15 protein-coding genes are annotated in these 14,646 nt (G+C 61.8%); 4 read left to right on the top strand and 11 right to left on the bottom strand.

The genetic code is table 11. From position 1 onward, the window contains the following. Positions 1-122: 122 nt before the first annotated feature. From GA829_RS02475 to GA829_RS02450, 6 genes are all read right to left on the bottom strand, one after another. Positions 123-917, bottom strand: coding sequence for an SDR family oxidoreductase (locus tag GA829_RS02475; RefSeq protein ID WP_195177005.1), 795 nt, complete (start codon positions 915-917; stop codon positions 123-125). A 25-nt stretch (positions 918-942) separates the two neighbouring features. Further along, the gene (gene iolG / locus GA829_RS02470) at positions 943-1,938 is read right to left on the bottom strand and encodes an inositol 2-dehydrogenase (protein ID WP_195177004.1); all 996 of its coding nucleotides are present in this window, start codon (positions 1,936-1,938) and stop codon (positions 943-945) included. Positions 1,939-2,023: 85 nt separating this feature from the next. After that, positions 2,024-2,791 (bottom strand): ATP-binding cassette domain-containing protein, encoded by a 768-nt coding sequence (locus GA829_RS02465; protein WP_195177003.1) that lies wholly within the window; start codon positions 2,789-2,791, stop codon positions 2,024-2,026. A gap of 2 nt (positions 2,792-2,793) precedes the next feature. Next, positions 2,794-3,870, bottom strand: a complete 1,077-nt coding sequence (locus tag GA829_RS02460; RefSeq protein WP_195177002.1) for an ABC transporter permease — start codon at positions 3,868-3,870, stop codon at positions 2,794-2,796. Positions 3,871-3,985: 115 nt separating this feature from the next. Beyond that, complete coding sequence (locus tag GA829_RS02455) at positions 3,986-4,927, bottom strand: sugar ABC transporter substrate-binding protein (protein WP_195177001.1); 942 nt, start codon at positions 4,925-4,927, stop codon at positions 3,986-3,988. Positions 4,928-5,320: 393 nt separating this feature from the next. Beyond that, a complete protein-coding gene (locus GA829_RS02450; protein WP_195177000.1) occupies positions 5,321-6,352 on the bottom strand; it encodes a LacI family DNA-binding transcriptional regulator in 1,032 nt (343 codons plus the stop codon). A gap of 170 nt (positions 6,353-6,522) precedes the next feature. On the opposite strand from GA829_RS02450, the gene GA829_RS02445 reads away from it, so the two are divergent. From GA829_RS02445 to GA829_RS02430, 4 genes are read left to right on the top strand one after another with little or no spacing between them, the layout of a single operon-like run. Continuing rightward, complete coding sequence (locus GA829_RS02445) at positions 6,523-7,614, top strand: fatty acid desaturase family protein (RefSeq protein WP_195176999.1); 1,092 nt, start codon at positions 6,523-6,525, stop codon at positions 7,612-7,614. 25 nt (positions 7,615-7,639) lie between these two features. Further along, a complete protein-coding gene (locus tag GA829_RS02440) occupies positions 7,640-7,954 on the top strand; it encodes a MocE family 2Fe-2S type ferredoxin (protein ID WP_195176998.1) in 315 nt (104 codons plus the stop codon). Next, the gene (locus tag GA829_RS02435; RefSeq protein ID WP_195176997.1) at positions 7,951-9,189 is read left to right on the top strand and encodes an NAD(P)/FAD-dependent oxidoreductase; all 1,239 of its coding nucleotides are present in this window, start codon (positions 7,951-7,953) and stop codon (positions 9,187-9,189) included. Before GA829_RS02440 ends, GA829_RS02435 begins: the two co-directional genes overlap by 4 nt. Positions 9,190-9,235: 46 nt before the next feature. Beyond that, a complete protein-coding gene (locus GA829_RS02430; RefSeq protein WP_195176996.1) occupies positions 9,236-10,042 on the top strand; it encodes a 3-methyl-2-oxobutanoate hydroxymethyltransferase in 807 nt (268 codons plus the stop codon). A 136-nt stretch (positions 10,043-10,178) separates the two neighbouring features. On the opposite strand, the gene GA829_RS02425 is transcribed toward GA829_RS02430, so the two are convergent. The 5 genes from GA829_RS02425 to hslV form a co-directional block, all read right to left on the bottom strand. Then, positions 10,179-11,138, bottom strand: coding sequence for a DUF1402 family protein (locus GA829_RS02425; protein WP_195176995.1), 960 nt, complete (start codon positions 11,136-11,138; stop codon positions 10,179-10,181). Between the two features lie 272 nt (positions 11,139-11,410). After that, the gene (hslU, locus tag GA829_RS02420; protein WP_195176994.1) at positions 11,411-12,721 is read right to left on the bottom strand and encodes an ATP-dependent protease ATPase subunit HslU; all 1,311 of its coding nucleotides are present in this window, start codon (positions 12,719-12,721) and stop codon (positions 11,411-11,413) included. 4 nt (positions 12,722-12,725) lie between these two features. Next, on the bottom strand, positions 12,726-13,325 hold the full coding sequence (locus GA829_RS02415; RefSeq protein WP_195176993.1) for a DUF2585 domain-containing protein: 600 nt from the start codon (positions 13,323-13,325) through the stop codon (positions 12,726-12,728). A gap of 3 nt (positions 13,326-13,328) precedes the next feature. Continuing rightward, entirely contained in the window at positions 13,329-13,868 is a 540-nt protein-coding gene (locus tag GA829_RS02410) for a GNAT family N-acetyltransferase (RefSeq protein ID WP_195176992.1), read from the bottom strand. Positions 13,869-13,919: 51 nt separating this feature from the next. Further along, positions 13,920-14,471 (bottom strand): ATP-dependent protease subunit HslV, encoded by a 552-nt coding sequence (gene hslV / locus GA829_RS02405; RefSeq protein WP_195176991.1) that lies wholly within the window; start codon positions 14,469-14,471, stop codon positions 13,920-13,922. Between the last annotated feature and the right edge of the window lie 175 nt (positions 14,472-14,646).

Genomic DNA, 14,646 nt, shown 5'->3' with positions numbered 1-14,646 from the left:
GGGCAACAGGGCCTTTTAGAGCCCAGATGCCCACCGGCCGGTCATGCTGGCATTGACGTTTCCGGTCGTTTCGGCCGCCGCACGGCCGAAACGATTCCGGACATGAGACTATTCGGCTGCCGCTACTCCGGCGACGATCCGGCGATGCTCTGGTCATAGTCGACCAGCGACCCGGTCATGACGCCGGCCTGCGGGCTGACCATGTAGCTGATCAGCCGCGCCAACTGGTCCGGCTTCACCAGCTGGCCCATCGGTTGCGCGGCTTCGGCCTTCTGCAGCCAGTCGTCGGGCGCGTCGTGCCACTTCTTCTGCACGATATCCTCGCCTTCCGTGTCCATCCAGCCGGGCAGCACGGCGTTGCAGCGGATGCGACTGTGCCGATAGGCGTTGGCGACGTTCTTGGTCAGTGTCATCAGCGCACCCTTGCTGGTGGAGTAGGGCGTCAGGAACGACTGGCCACAATGCGCCGACATCGACAGCACATTGACGATCGAGCCGGGCGCCTTTTTTGCCAGCAGATGCGCCACGACGCCTTGCATCAGGAAAAAGGGACCGCGCACATTGGTGGCGAAGATCGTGTCGAAAAGCTCTTCGCTGGTTTCGACCAGCGAACCGCGCGCCGAGGTGGCGGCGGCGTTGACCAGCGCGTTGATGGTGCCGAAATGGCTGACCGCCGTTTCGACGGCCCGCTTGCAGTCGGCAACCTTGGAGACATCGGCACTGATGAAGATCGCGTCGACGCCCGCCTTCTTGAAATGGGCGACGGCCTTGTCGCCCTTCTCCTGAGAGCGGCCAATGAGCGCCAGCGCCCGGCAGCCCTCGTCGGCCAGGGCCTCGGCGACGGCAAAGCCGATGCCTTGCGCACCGCCGGTGACGATGGCGCGCGTCTGTGAATTGCGATCGGCGGATCCGCTCATCGCTCTGCTCCTGTAACTGGTGCTCTTACTTGTCGAGACGGACGGTCTTGCCTGTCGTCGCCGACTTCAGCGCGGCATCAGCCAGCTTCAGCGCGACGAGCCCGTCGGCTCCGCTTGGCGATGCCTTCTTGCCGGAGGTTGCCGCGGTGATGAAGGCGGCGATCTCGAGGGCATAGGCGTCGAGATAGCGGGTCATGAAGAAGTCGTGCAGCGGCGGGCGCGTATAGCCCTTCTCATTCGCCAGCTCGATCGACACCGGCCGCTGGTTCTCGGCGGCGACCATGCCTTTAGAGCCATGCACTTCGATGCGCTGGTCGTAACCATAGGTGGCGCGCCGCGAGTTGGAGATGACGGCCTGTTTACCCGAAGCGGTTTCGAGGATGACGCTGACGCTGTCAAAATCGCCGGCCTCGCCGATCTTCTTGTCGACCAGCACCGAAGCGTGGGCGCTGACGGCAACCGGTTCCTCGCCAAGCAGGAAGCGCGCCATGTCGAAATCATGGATGGTCATGTCGCGGAAAATGCCGCCCGAGCGCTTGATGTAGTCGATCGGCGGCGCGCCCGGATCACGCGAAGTGATGGTGACCATTTCGACCGCGCCGATGGCGCCGTCGTCGATTGCCTTGCGAACGGCGACGAAATGCGGATCGAAGCGCCTGTTGAAACCAACCATCAGCGTTGCCTTGGCCTTCTCGACAACGGCCAGGCACTTCTCGACGCGCTTGACGTTGAGGTCGATCGGCTTCTCGCAGAAGATCGCCTTGCCGGCCTTGGCGAAGCGCTCGATCAGGTCGGCATGGGTGTCGGTCGGCGTGCAGATGACGACCGCGTCGATATCCCCGGCCTTTTCGATGGCGTCGATGGTGCGCACTTCGGCGCCATAGGCTGACGCCAGTTCTTTCGCGGCCTTCTCAAACGCATCCGCGACGGCGACCAGTTTGGCTTGCGGATTGGAGCCCACGGCGCGGGCATGCACCTTGCCGATACGGCCGGCACCGAGGAGGGCGAAGCGGAGAGTCATTGGATGTCCTTTGAGGATGGTTCGAGAATAAACGTGTATGCACCTTTGCCGGTGAGGCGAGAAGGCATGGCAATCGCGGGATCGCCTAGGCTGCCAGTTCCGCTTCCCCGGTCTTGGCGCCGGTAATGTAGGAGACGATATCCTGCCCGTCGGTATCCTGCTTTCGCAGGTTGGCGACGATGCGGCCGCGCCGGAAGACAACGATGCGGTCGACGAGGTCGAACACCTGGCGCATGTTGTGGCTGATCAGGATCAGCGGCTCGCCATTGTCCTTCAGCGTGCGGATGATGTTTTCCACCTGCGCCGTTTCCTGCACACCAAGTGCCGCTGTCGGCTCGTCCATGATGATCAGCTTGGAGGCGAAGGTCGCGGTCCTGGCGATCGCCACGCACTGGCGCTGGCCGCCCGACATGTGCCGGATGGTGTTGGACAGGTTCGGTATTTTCACCGCGGTGCGGATCAATGCAGCCTCGGTCGCCTTGCGCATGTATTTGCGGTCGAGGATCGAGAACGGCCCGAGGTTGAACAGCACTTTTTCGCGGCCGAGAAACAGGTTCGACGGCACGTCGAGGTCGTCGGCAAGCGCCAGGTTCTGGAACACGGTTTCGATGCCCGCCTCGCGCGCCTCGATCGGTCCGGTGAAGTTAACTTCCTTGCCGTCGAACCAGACCTTGCCGTCGGTACGCTGCTCGACAGCGGTGATCTGGCGCACGAAGGTCGATTTGCCGGCGCCGTTGTCGCCCATGATGGCGACATGTTCGCCCTTGCGCAGCTCGAAGTTCGCGCCTTCCAGCGCATGCACGCCGCCATAGCGTTTGGTCAGGTTTTCGGTCTTCAAAACAATGTCTGACATGATCAAGCCCTCATTGCCCGTACGCGTTGACGCCACTGGTCTAGAACGACCGCGCCGACGATAATCACGCCTTTGACCATCTCCTGATAGTAGGCGTCGAGGCGCAGGAAGGTGAAGCCGGAGATGATGACGCCGAAGATCAGCGAGCCGATCACGGTGCCGACGATGGAGCCGCGGCCGCCCGAGAGCGAGACGCCGCCGATGACCGCCATGGCGATCGCGTCGAGCTCATACATAACACCCATGCCGGACTGGGCGGTAAGGTTCTTGGAGCTCAGCACCACGGCGGCGAGCGCCGCCAGGATGCCGGCGATGACATAGACCAGGATCTTGTGGTTGGCGATCTTGATACCGGACATGCGTGCGGCATCCTCATTGGAGCCGATGGCATAACAGTGTTTGCCGTACCGGGTGTAGGTCATGATCAACTGGAACAAAACGGCCAGCGACAGGAAGATGATGACAGGCATCAGGCCTTTGCCGATCGCGGCGAAACCTTCGGTGGGAAACGAGATCGGCTGGCCCTTGGACCACCATTTGGCGATGCCGCGCGCCGTCACCATCATGCCGAGCGTGGCGATGAACGGCGGAATGCGCGTGTAGGCGATCAGGGAGCCGTTGACCAGGCCGGCCAGCAGGCCGCAGCCGATCGCCACCAGCACCGGCACGATCACCGGCAGGTCGGTCCAGCCTTGCGCGAGGAACATCGCTTTCGGATTGGGGTTGCCGTTGACCATCGCCACCTGGGCGAAGCTCATGGCGATCATCGCGGTGGCGCCGACGATCGAACCCGATGATAGGTCGATGCCGCCGCAAATGATCACTTGCGTCACGCCTATGGCGATAATGCCGACGATCGAGACCTGCAGGATGATGATCTGCAGGCGCGCCTCGTTGAAGATGCCGCTGACGTCGCTGCGGGTGTTGAAGAGGAAACTGTCGCCGAGAAAGACCCGGCCAATCAGCTCGAAAATGATGACGAGGATGACCAGCGCCAGGAAGACGTTGAATTCAGCCGGCCATGTGCGCTTCTTCGCATCATAGCTGACCCCGCCGACGCCATGTGATGTCTGTGCCACGCCTTTTATCCTCCGTCAGCCGCGGTTGCCCTCGCTGCCTTGCCTGCATCGAGGGGAGGAGGAGCGGCGCTGCCCTCTTTGGGGTGCGCCGCTCCGTTGGAACCGTTCAGCCGTTTCAGTTCTTCTTCAGGAACTTGCCGATGTTTGCCGGCGTGACCAGCTGGAAGGGCACGTAGACCTTATGCTCGACCTTCTCGCCCTTGGCCAGCTTGAGCGCTGCGTCGAGAGCACCGGCACCCTGGCCGGCCGCGTCCTGGAACACGGTCGCGTCAAGGTCGCCCGCCTGCATCGCGGCAAGCGCGTCCTGCGTGGCGTCGACGCCGCCGACGACAACCGACTTCATGTCGATGTTGGCGGCCTTCATCGCCTGGATGGCGCCGATGGCGCTTTCGTCGTTGTTGGCGATGACGCCATCGAACTTCTTGCCGGTCGACAGCCAGTTGGTCATCAGGTTTTGCGCTTCGTCGCGGTTCCAGTTCGACGTCTGCTTGTCGATAATCTTGATGAAGCTGCAGTCCGGCGTCGCAATCACTTCTTCAATGTCCTTGGTGCGCTGCACGGCGGCCTGATTGGAGAGCTCGCCCATGATGACATAGACATTGGCTTCCTTCTTGCCGGCTTCCTTGAACAGGCGGCAGACTTCCTTGGTCTCGAGCGTGCCGGAATCGGCCTCGTTCGAGGCAACGAACGCCTGGTTGGCCGGCAGCGTGTTAACGTTGACCGGCTCGCGATTGACATAGACCAGCGGGATCTTGGCTGCGGCGGCAGCGTCGGACATCGCCTGGGTGGCCGAGGTATCGACCGGGTTGACGATGATGGCGTCGACGCCCGAAGCGGCGAAGTTCTTGATCTGGTCGAGCTGCTTGGCGACGTCGTTCTGCGCGTCCTCGACCTGCAGCTCAACGCCGCTCATGCCCTTGGCCTGCTCGATCATGCCGTTGCGCAGGACGGTCAGGAAGTTGTCGTCGAACTTGGCCATCGACACGCCGACCTTGGCGGCGAAAGCGGATGAACTCATCAGCGCCGCGAAGGCGACGCCCAAAATCAGTTTCTTCATTTTATTTCTCCTCCACACTGGTGTCCGGTTGCACCCATCACTCCGGAATCCCCGATCTCCCAGGGAATCTCTCCCGATTGGCCTCATCCCGGACGGCGTCTTTCACATTGGCTGGAACGCCAAGCCCTCTGTTTGAAACAGATGTTCCGGAACGAAAGAACCAAAATATGCAGCTGGTGAAATATTTATTCCATTTTGCCGTTAGGCGTCAAGGGCCATTCCAACGCCGGATGCGTGATTTTAGCGCCTGACGAGGTAAGCGCGGGGCAAAGGAGCCAGTTGGGTGGCGCTGAAGCATCCGCTCTGCCGGCGATCAGACGCGAACGCCGGGCTCCATCAGCGATGATGGTTTCTTTCATCAGCTCGAGAGATGCGTCTTGCGCGCGGCGGACCTTAGATGTTCTCGGGCAGGTAGATGTCGAATGGCAGAAAGGTCTGGCCCGGCGCGTTCGCCGCACCGGTCTCGATCGCATGCGCCATCAGGTCCACCAACTCTCGGGAAAGTGCTGCCAATGGTGTCGAGATCACCATGGTCAGGACGCCATCGGCCAGGGCGGAGCGCGACACCGCCGTGATTTCGTTGCAGATGACCGCGGGCATTTCGTCCGGCTTGGCTTGCCGGAGCGCGGAGACCGCGCCCTCCATGCCGCCGCCGGCGACGTAGAAACCGACGAGGTCTGGGTGGAGGGCCAGCAGATCGATGATCGTATCATGCGTGATCTGGTTGGCTTCCAGATTGACCAGCGTTTCAAGCAAGGTGAATTCCGGCGCCTGTTCGCGGAAGAACGAGCGGAAGCCGATTTCCCGCAGTTCATGGCCATGGAAGCGATGGCTGCCGACGAACAGCGCGACCTTGCCTGGCCGTTTCGCTGCCTTGGAGATCATCCAGGCGGCGGTGCGGCCAACCTTGCGGTTGTCGAGGCCGACATAGCCTTCGCGAATGCCCGCCGCGAAATCGGACAACAGCGAAAAGACCGGCAGGCCTTTTGCCTTCATCTCCTCGACGGCGACCGTCAGCGTCGGATGATCCGGCCCGACCAGGGCGACGGCCCGGCATTTGACCGCCAGCTTGCGCGCGCGCTCGACGATCTCGTCGGGCGCCAGCGAGTCGGCGAAATCGATGGCGGCGACACCGCGAAAGCGCGGCGATCGCGAAACGGCGAGTTCGAGCTCGCGGGCGAATTCGCTGTAGAAGACATAATTGCCGCGCAGCAGCAGGAAGCCGAGCCGATATTCCGGCAATTCATGGCGCATCCGCTGCTTGATCAGGCCGGCGGCATGGTAGCCGATTTCGGTTGCCGCTTCGTAGACGCGGCGGGCCGTTTCCTCGCGCACCGGCAGGCGGCTGTTCAGCACACGGTCCACCGTTGCCACGCTGACGCCGGAGATGCGCGCCAGATCGGTGATGGTCGGCCGTTTCGCCATGCTTGCCCTCAATCGGATTGCCGGATCCTCTTTACATCATTCTGATAGGAAATGATAGAAACTATCTTCGTGATGTTGAGTCTATCATGGGCTCGCGGTATTTTGCGGCCTCGAAGCCAAGGGATGTCAGGCTTCCGCCCTGGCGGATGCCTTTGCCGAAGGAGGCAATCATGTCCACAACACCGTCACGGCGTGACTACAGCCTGATCGGCCGCGACGCCAAGCTCGCTGTCGAGAACGGTCTGTCGGCGGCTGAGTGGTATCACACGGACATTCCGCGCAAGCAGATGAAGGAGCTGATGCAGCGCTCCGATGGGCCGGCGATCCGCGACACCATCATCTGGCTCGCCGCCTTGATTGTCAGCGGCGCGGGTGGCGCCTGGTTCTGGGGCAGCTGGTGGTGCGTGCCGTTCTTCTTCGTCTATGGCGTGCTCTATGGCTCGTCGACGGATTCACGCTGGCATGAATGCGGCCACGGCACCGCCTTCCGCACGCAATGGATGAATGACGCGGTCTACCAGATCGCCTGCTTCATGATCATGCGCAATCCGGTGACCTGGCGCTGGAGCCACACGCGCCACCACACCGACACGGTCATCGTCGGCCGCGATCCGGAAATCTCGGTCATGCGGCCGCCGGACTTGGCTCGCGTCATCCTTGGCTTCGTCGGTGTAACAGACGCCTGGCATGCGATGTCGGACATGCTGCGCAACGCGGCAGGCATCATCAGCCCGGCGGAAAAGACCTTCATTCCCGAGCAGGAGCAGCCGAGAGCAATCCGCATTGCCCGCATCTGGACGGCAATCTATGCCGCCACCATCGCCGTGGCGTTCTACACCGGCTCGTTCCTGCCTTTGATGCTGGTCGGCCTGCCCCGGCTCTATGGCGCCTGGCATCATGTCATGGTCGGCCTGCTGCAGCATGGCGGCCTGGCCGACAATGTCACCGATCACCGGCTCAACAGCCGTACCGTCTACATGAACCCGGTCAGCCGGTTCATCTACTGGAACATGAACTACCATGTGGAGCATCACATGTTCCCGATGGTGCCTTATCATGCGCTGCCGAGGCTGCATGAACTGATCAAGCACGACCTGCCGGCGCCGACGCCGTCGATCCTGGCAGGCTATCGCGAAATGATCCCGGCCTTCCTGCGCCAGCTGCGCAACGAGGACTATTTCCTCAAGCGTGAATTGCCGCCGACCGCCAGGCCCTATCGCGGCGAATTCCATGATGATGCCGTCGCCGTCGCGGCGGAATGACCGCACCAATTTCTGGGAGGAATAGATGAGCGACTGGGTTGAAGCCTGCGCCGCCGGGGATATCGACGAGGAAGATGTGATGCGGTTCGACCATGGTGGCCGCACCTTCGCCATCTATCGCAGCCCCGACGATGATTACTTCGCCACGGATGGTCTTTGCACGCATGAGAAGGTGCATCTGGCCGACGGGCTGGTGATGGATGACATCATCGAATGCCCGAAGCACAATGGCCGCTTCAACTACAAGACCGGTGCCGCCCGAGGCGCGCCCGTCTGCGTCAACCTCAGGACCTATCCGGTCAAGGTCGATGCCGGCAAAGTCCTGATCCAGATCGGATGACGGACATGGCGCGCGGCATGGTCATCATTGGCGCAGGTGAATGCGGCGGGCGGGCGGCCCTTGCGCTGCGCGATCTTGGCTATGACGGCCCGGTAACGCTGGTCGGCGACGAACCGCATCTGCCCTACGAACGGCCGCCTTTGTCCAAGGACGCCATGATCGACGATGTTCCCGCGATCAAGGCGATTGCCAGCGACGAGATCCTGGCCGGGAAATCGATCCGGCATATCCATTCCGTTCAGGCCGTGGCGATAGATCGCTCCTTGCACGCCGTGGGCCTTTCCGACGGCTCCGTCCTGACTTACGACAAACTGCTGCTGGCCACCGGTTCGACGCCGCGCAGATTGCCGATGCCGGGACTTGGGCTTCGCTGCGTCTATCTCCGCACCTTCGCCGATGCACTCGCCATCCGTGCCCACCTGCGCCCGGGAAACCGCATCGCCATTGTCGGCGGTGGTTTTATCGGCCTCGAACTCGCCGCAGCTGCACGCAAGCTTGGCGCTGAAGTCACCGTCATCGAGGCGCAACCGCGCATTCTGATGCGCGGCGTGCCGGCTGAGATTGCGGAGGTCATTCACGGCGCGCATGTCGCCGAGGGCGTGAACATACTCTGTGGCGACGGCATTTCAGCGATCGATGACAATGGTTCGCAGGTGCGCATCTCGTTTGCCGGCGGCCAGGAAGTATCGGCGGACCTCGCGATCATCGGCATCGGCGCCGTGCCTGTCACCGGGCTTGCGGCAGAGGCCGGCCTGAGGATCGATAACGGCATCGCCGTCGATGCGGAATTGCATACCAGCGATCCGGATATCTTCGCCGCCGGCGACTGCTGCTCGTTTCCCCTTGCCGTCTATGGCGGCCGCCGCGTGCGGCTGGAGGCCTGGCGCAATGCGCAGGAACAGGGCGCCCTCGCGGCGAAAAACATGCTGGGCGCTGGCGAGAACCATGCGGCGGTGCCGTGGTTCTGGTCGGATCAGTATGGCTTGTCCCTGCAGATAGCGGGACTTTCCGACGAAGGCCACAGCGTCGTGCGCCGTGACCTCGGCGATGGCGCCTTCATCCTCTTCCATCTGGCCAGGGATGGAAGGCTGGTGGCGGCGAGCGGCATCGGACCCGGCAATGCGGTCGCCCGCGACATCAGGCTGGCCGAAATGCTGATCGGCAAGCAGGCTATGCCGCCACCGGACGCGCTCGGCTCACAGACGGTCAAATTGAAGTCGTTGCTGGCGGCGTAAGCCGCCGAAAAAACTGGCCAGATTGGCCGCCATGGGAGGGGATGAAATGGCACGCACGAGACCGACAGTCACGGATTTGCAGGCGCTGAAAGGCAAGCGCCAGCTTTCCAAGCTCAGGGTTTTTTCCCTTGAGGAAGCCGAAGCGGCGGAACGCGCCGGCATCGACATCATCTCCGTCACCTACGACATGATCTTTGATGCGCGTTTTCGCGACGCGGCACCCACCTGCTTTGTGATCCCCGGCGACGAACAGGCGAGAATGGGTGCGACCACTGACGAGATCCTGCGCACTGCGGTCAAGCTGCGCGCGGCGAGCGCAGACGCCATGTATTGCTCGGCCAGCCTGCAAACGATCCGGCGGCTGCGCGACGAGCATATCCCGGTCTGCGGCCATGTCGGGCTGATCCCGGCACATGCAACCTGGACCGGCGGTTTCAAGGCGGTCGGCAAGACCGCCGAGAGTGCGGCCTTCATCTGGAAGCAGGTCAAGGACCTCGAGGCGGCGGGCGCCTTCGCGGCCGAGATCGAGGTTGTGCCGGCGGAAGTGGCAGGCGCGATCTCGCGGCGCACGCCGCTGGTCATGATCTCGATGGGCGCCGGTGCCGGCTGCGACGCCCAGTATCTGTTCGCCGAGGATGTGCTCGGCACCAATCGAGGCCGCTATCCGCGTCATGCCAAACGCTACCGCGATCTTGCCGCCGAGTTCGACCGCCTCCAGAACGAACGCGTCGCTGCCTTCCGCGAATATGCCGACGACATCCAGTCCGGCGCCTATCCGGCCCGTGAGCACATTGTCGGCGCCGATGCCGACGAGTTGCGCAAGTTCGAGGCATTTCTGGCGTCTCAGCCGTGATGCTGGTTTAGAAGAAGCTTCGTTGCGGCCAGCGTCTTTCTCCCCGTCCCGTTACGGGGAGAAATGCCCAGCAGGGCAATGAAGGGCAACGCAAACGCCCAAACAGAGTGACTTCCGCTCTGGCCCGGAACGCCCGCTAGAACAGTGCCTTCAGCTCGGACAGCTTGTCGTTGACCAGCCAGCCGTAATAATTTTCCTCCGGCTGCTTTTCAGCCTGACCCGAGGCACGGCGTGCCGCGTTCTCGGTTTTCAAGGCATAGGCGCGCTGTTCAGGGTTGCCGACGTTGTAGAGCGTGGCGGTGATACCTGGATTGCCCGAAATGTCGAAGCCGGCAATGCTCTTGTAGGCATCGATCGACTTGCGGATCGTTGCCGCGACATAGGGCAGTGTCAGGTCCGGATCCATGATCGTCTTGTAGACGGCATTCGGATCGCTGACATCGAGCTTGGGCAGGCCGGAAGTCCTGTGCACGAGGTCGCTCATCTGCAGCGCCGTCAGAGGGTTGAGCTGGCCGAGACCAAACGTCTGGCCGGCATAATAGGGCTGGAAGAAGGTGGCGCCGAAGCGATCATCGGGGAAGTTTTCTCCGCCCACGGACTTGCCGCGGAACGCGTGGTTCCACACCTGCTCGCGGCATTCCCATAGGTCATAACTGTCCGACATCCCTGCGCATTTCTTGAATTCCGGCCGCTGTACGAAATCCGTGATGTCTTCGCCATTGTAGGCAAAGGACAGCTTGCTGGAGAGGTAGGAGATCGCCTTGACGTAGTAGGTCTGCAGCCGGTCATAGGCGTCGACATTGTAGGTATGCTCGCCAACGATGGCGCCGACGATGTGCATCGGATCGATGCCATAGGCAGCGGCGGCCTTCTTGATCTTGGCGCGCAGATCGGCGTCATTCTGCAGCAAGGCATAGACCTTGCGGTATTTCGCCTGGAATGTGGTGTTTGTCGCCTGCGTGCGCCTGCTGGAAGCGCCGGGAATGTCGGGCTGTTCGGTATTGCGGTTTCCCGGCGGCACGGTCGTTGCCGCCTCGGCGGCGAAAAGCGTCGCCGCCAGCGTCAAGCCGAGAATGACGAGGAATAGTTTCTTCATGTGCCGCCGCCCAAAAAACGCATGACCCCGAAAATCGAAATCGAATTTCGGAAAGGATCATGCGCCAAACAAAGTGCTACAGCATCCATTGCGCCCGATGGACGCGCGGCGCTGTAGTGCCGGGCAAACTAGGTAAAGCTCCTGGTTGAGTCGAGAGCGCCCCTTCACCCGGCAAGACGAAAGGTGGCCAGATGATACCATCCGGCCACACATGATTCTGTTTGCCGGACTTTTGCCCAGGACCGGCGCCGGAACTGACCCGGCGATTCCGTTTAAAGGATGAAACGCGACAAATCCGTGTTTCTGGAGAGGTCGCCGACATGCTTTTCCACATAGGCGGCGTCGATGGTCACCGCCGTGCCGTTGCGGTCGGGCGCGTCGTAGGAGATCTCGTCCAGCACCCGTTCCATCACCGTCTGCAGCCGCCGGGCGCCGATATTCTCGATGCTGTCGTTGAGATCGACGGCGACGCCGGCGAGCGCATCAATGGCATCGTCGGTGAAAGTCAGGTCGACGCCCTCGGTCTTCATCAACGCGATATACTGCTTGATCAGGCTGGCCTCTGTCTCGGTCAGGATGCGGACGAAATCGTCCTTCACCAGCGCACGCAACTCGACGCGGATCGGCAGGCGGCCCTGCAATTCCGGCAACAGGTCGGACGGCTTCGAGACATGGAAGGCGCCGGAGGCGATGAACAGGATATGGTCGGTCTTCACCGGCCCGTATTTGGTCGCAACCGTGGTGCCTTCGACCAGCGGCAACAGGTCGCGCTGCACGCCTTCGCGTGACGGACCGCCTGAAATGTCCGACCTGGCGGCGATCTTGTCGATCTCGTCGAGGAAGACGATGCCGTCATTTTCCGTCGCGTCGAGGGCCTGGCGCACCACCTCGTCCTGGTCTAGCAGCTTGTCGGACTCGTCATTTACCAGCAGCGCGTAGGATTCCTTCACCGTCGTCTTGCGCGACTTGGTTTTCTTGCCGCCCATCGCCTTCGACAGCATGTCATTGATGTTCAGCACGCCGATATTGGCGCCCGGCATGCCGGGAATCTCGAAGCCGGGCATGCCGCCATTGCCGGTGTCGGCAACCTCGATCTCGATCTCCTTGTCGTCGAGTTCGCCGTCACGCAGCTTCTTGCGGAAGCTGTCGCGCGTCGCCGGGCTCGCGGTCTTGCCGACCAGCGCTTCCAGCACGCGTTCCTCGGCGTTGATGTGGGCGCGCGCCTTCACATCCTCGCGCATCTTTTCGCGCACCAGCCCGATGGCGATCTCGACCAGATCACGGATGATCTGCTCGACATCGCGCCCGACATAGCCAACCTCGGTGAACTTGGTTGCCTCGACCTTGACGAACGGGGCACCGGCGAGCCGCGCCAGGCGGCGCGAAATCTCGGTCTTGCCGACGCCGGTCGGGCCGATCATCAGGATGTTCTTCGGCATCACCTCTTCGCGCATCTGGCCTTCCAGCTGCTGGCGGCGCCAGCGGTTGCGCAAGGCAATGGCCACGGCGCGCTTGGCATCCTTCTGGCCGATGATGAAGCGGTCGAGTTCCGAAACGATTTCGCGGGGAGAGAATGTGCTCATATCACTAAATTCCACTTTGCCACTGCTTGATGGCCTCGAACGGATGCAGCAGCATGATCACGTTGAGCGTCAGATTGTCCCGGATAAGGTAGCCGGTACCCAGTTCGAAGAGGATGGCGAGGCTGACGATCACCCATATAGGTAGCCTTCGCGCCATCACAAATCCCAGCACCATGGCCAGTGTGTCGGACACCGAATTGATGATGCTGTCGCCGTAATAATCCAGCGAAATGGTGCCGGCGCGGTAACGGTCGATGATGAACGGGCTGTTTTCCAGCAGCTCCCAGCCGCCCTCGATGAGAACGGCGAAGGCCAGCCTGAGCCCGATCGGCGAGCCCGGGAACAGGAACCGCGCAAGCGCATAGAACAGGAAGCCGTGGATGATATGCGAGAACGTGTACCAGTCAGAAATGTGCTGGGAATTCTCCGAGCTCTGCACGACGCCATGCCAGAGTTTGACATATCCGCAGGTGCAGATCGGCGTGCGGCCCATCAGATAGAGCGTAACGGCCTGCACGATGACCAGGCCAAGGACGATCAGAAGCCCCATTCGCCAGCTGTTTTCATAGGCTGAGAGGCTTTTGTCGTCGCTGGATGCGGTCATGCCCTATTGCCCCTCTTCCGTGTCGCTCTCTTCGGCATCGCCCATTTCGGCGTCGATAGCCATCAGCACGACGTCGCCATAGCCCGACTGTCTGCGATCAATCACCTGGAAGCCGGCCTTTTCATAGGCGCGGACGGCGCGCAAGTTGGTGGGGTGCGGGTCGATGACGACACGCGGCACGCCTTCTTCGAACAGTTCTTCGACGAATTGCCTGACGATCGCCGGGCCATGGCCGATGCCAACGAGTTCCGGCCTGCCGATCGACAGGTCGATGCCGAGCGTGCCGAAGGGCTGGTCGGCATAGGGATGGTCGTCTTCCATGTGCGGGTCGTAGCTCTGCAGGTAACCGATCGGCTTGCCGTCGAGTTCGACGATCAGCGGCTCGACGGAAATCGAATCGATGTGCTCGGCAATCCGCTCGATTTCCGTTTTCGGGTCGTCCCACCATTCGGCAACGTGCGGCTCGGCCAGCCAGCCTGCGATCATCGGCAGGTCTTTTCTGGTCACCGGCCGAAAATCATACCTGCTTTCTTGCTGGACCATGACCGTCTCCGAAAACCGGGTTCCATTTTTCGGGATCATCGTCTGCCTTGTTCAGGCGGCATCGAGCGTTTCGACAACGAAATTGTTGTTGGTGTAGACGCAGATGTCCGACGCGATCTGCATCGCCTTGCGGGCGATTTCCTCGGCGTCCTTGTCTGTGTCCATCAGGGCGCGGGCCGCCGCCAGCGCGTAATTGCCGCCCGAACCGATGGCCATGACGCCGTGTTCCGGCTCCAGCACATCGCCATTGCCGGTCAGCGCCAGCGACACCGACTTGTCGGCAACCAGCATCATCGCTTCCAGCCGGCGCAGATAGCGGTCCGTGCGCCATTCCTTGGCGAGTTCGACACAGGCGCGCGTCAGCTGGTCGGGATATTGCTCGAGTTTGGCTTCAAGCCGTTCCAGAAGGGTGAAAGCGTCGGCTGTGGCGCCGGCAAAGCCGGCAATGACAGTGCCGCCCTTGCCGATGCGGCGCACTTTGCGGGCATTGCCCTTCATGATGGTCTGGCCAAGGCTGACCTGGCCATCGCCAGCGATCACCACCTTGTTGCCCTTGCGCACCGTCACGATGGTCGTGGCGTGCATGCTCAGTTCGTTCGACATTCTTCTTGCTCCGATTAGCACCGACCCCAAACGTGGCGATTGGTGCGTTACGAGTAACTTGATCGGCACTATGTATGCACGGGGCCGTTGATTGCAAACCGGCATGAGCCACGCTCGATACTGCCCCGCATCGCAACTGGCAATCGCCGGACCATGCTGCTAGAAGGCTTTCGTT

The organism is Mesorhizobium sp. INR15 (assembly GCF_015500075.1).
GTDB lineage: Bacteria > Pseudomonadota > Alphaproteobacteria > Rhizobiales > Rhizobiaceae > Mesorhizobium.
Note: the sequence above shows the minus strand (reverse complement) of the source record. Positions and strands in the feature narration are given on the sequence as shown.

Excerpts from the sequence above, each read along its gene's own strand:
- GA829_RS02475 (WP_195177005.1), bottom strand. The coding sequence starts at position 917 with ATGAGCGGATCCGCCGATCGCAATTCACAGACGCGCGCCATCGTCACC.
- iolG (WP_195177004.1), bottom strand. The coding sequence starts at position 1,938 with ATGACTCTCCGCTTCGCCCTCCTCGGTGCCGGCCGTATCGGCAAGGTG.
- GA829_RS02465 (WP_195177003.1), bottom strand. The coding sequence starts at position 2,791 with ATGTCAGACATTGTTTTGAAGACCGAAAACCTGACCAAACGCTATGGC.
- GA829_RS02455 (WP_195177001.1), bottom strand. The coding sequence starts at position 4,927 with ATGAAGAAACTGATTTTGGGCGTCGCCTTCGCGGCGCTGATGAGTTCA.
- GA829_RS02450 (WP_195177000.1), bottom strand. The coding sequence starts at position 6,352 with ATGGCGAAACGGCCGACCATCACCGATCTGGCGCGCATCTCCGGCGTC.
- GA829_RS02445 (WP_195176999.1), top strand. The coding sequence starts at position 6,523 with ATGTCCACAACACCGTCACGGCGTGACTACAGCCTGATCGGCCGCGAC.
- GA829_RS02440 (WP_195176998.1), top strand. The coding sequence starts at position 7,640 with ATGAGCGACTGGGTTGAAGCCTGCGCCGCCGGGGATATCGACGAGGAA.
- GA829_RS02435 (WP_195176997.1), top strand. The coding sequence starts at position 7,951 with ATGACGGACATGGCGCGCGGCATGGTCATCATTGGCGCAGGTGAATGC.
- GA829_RS02430 (WP_195176996.1), top strand. The coding sequence starts at position 9,236 with ATGGCACGCACGAGACCGACAGTCACGGATTTGCAGGCGCTGAAAGGC.
- GA829_RS02425 (WP_195176995.1), bottom strand. The coding sequence starts at position 11,138 with ATGAAGAAACTATTCCTCGTCATTCTCGGCTTGACGCTGGCGGCGACG.
- hslU (WP_195176994.1), bottom strand. The coding sequence starts at position 12,721 with ATGAGCACATTCTCTCCCCGCGAAATCGTTTCGGAACTCGACCGCTTC.
- GA829_RS02415 (WP_195176993.1), bottom strand. The coding sequence starts at position 13,325 with ATGACCGCATCCAGCGACGACAAAAGCCTCTCAGCCTATGAAAACAGC.
- GA829_RS02410 (WP_195176992.1), bottom strand. The coding sequence starts at position 13,868 with ATGGTCCAGCAAGAAAGCAGGTATGATTTTCGGCCGGTGACCAGAAAA.
- hslV (WP_195176991.1), bottom strand. The coding sequence starts at position 14,471 with ATGTCGAACGAACTGAGCATGCACGCCACGACCATCGTGACGGTGCGC.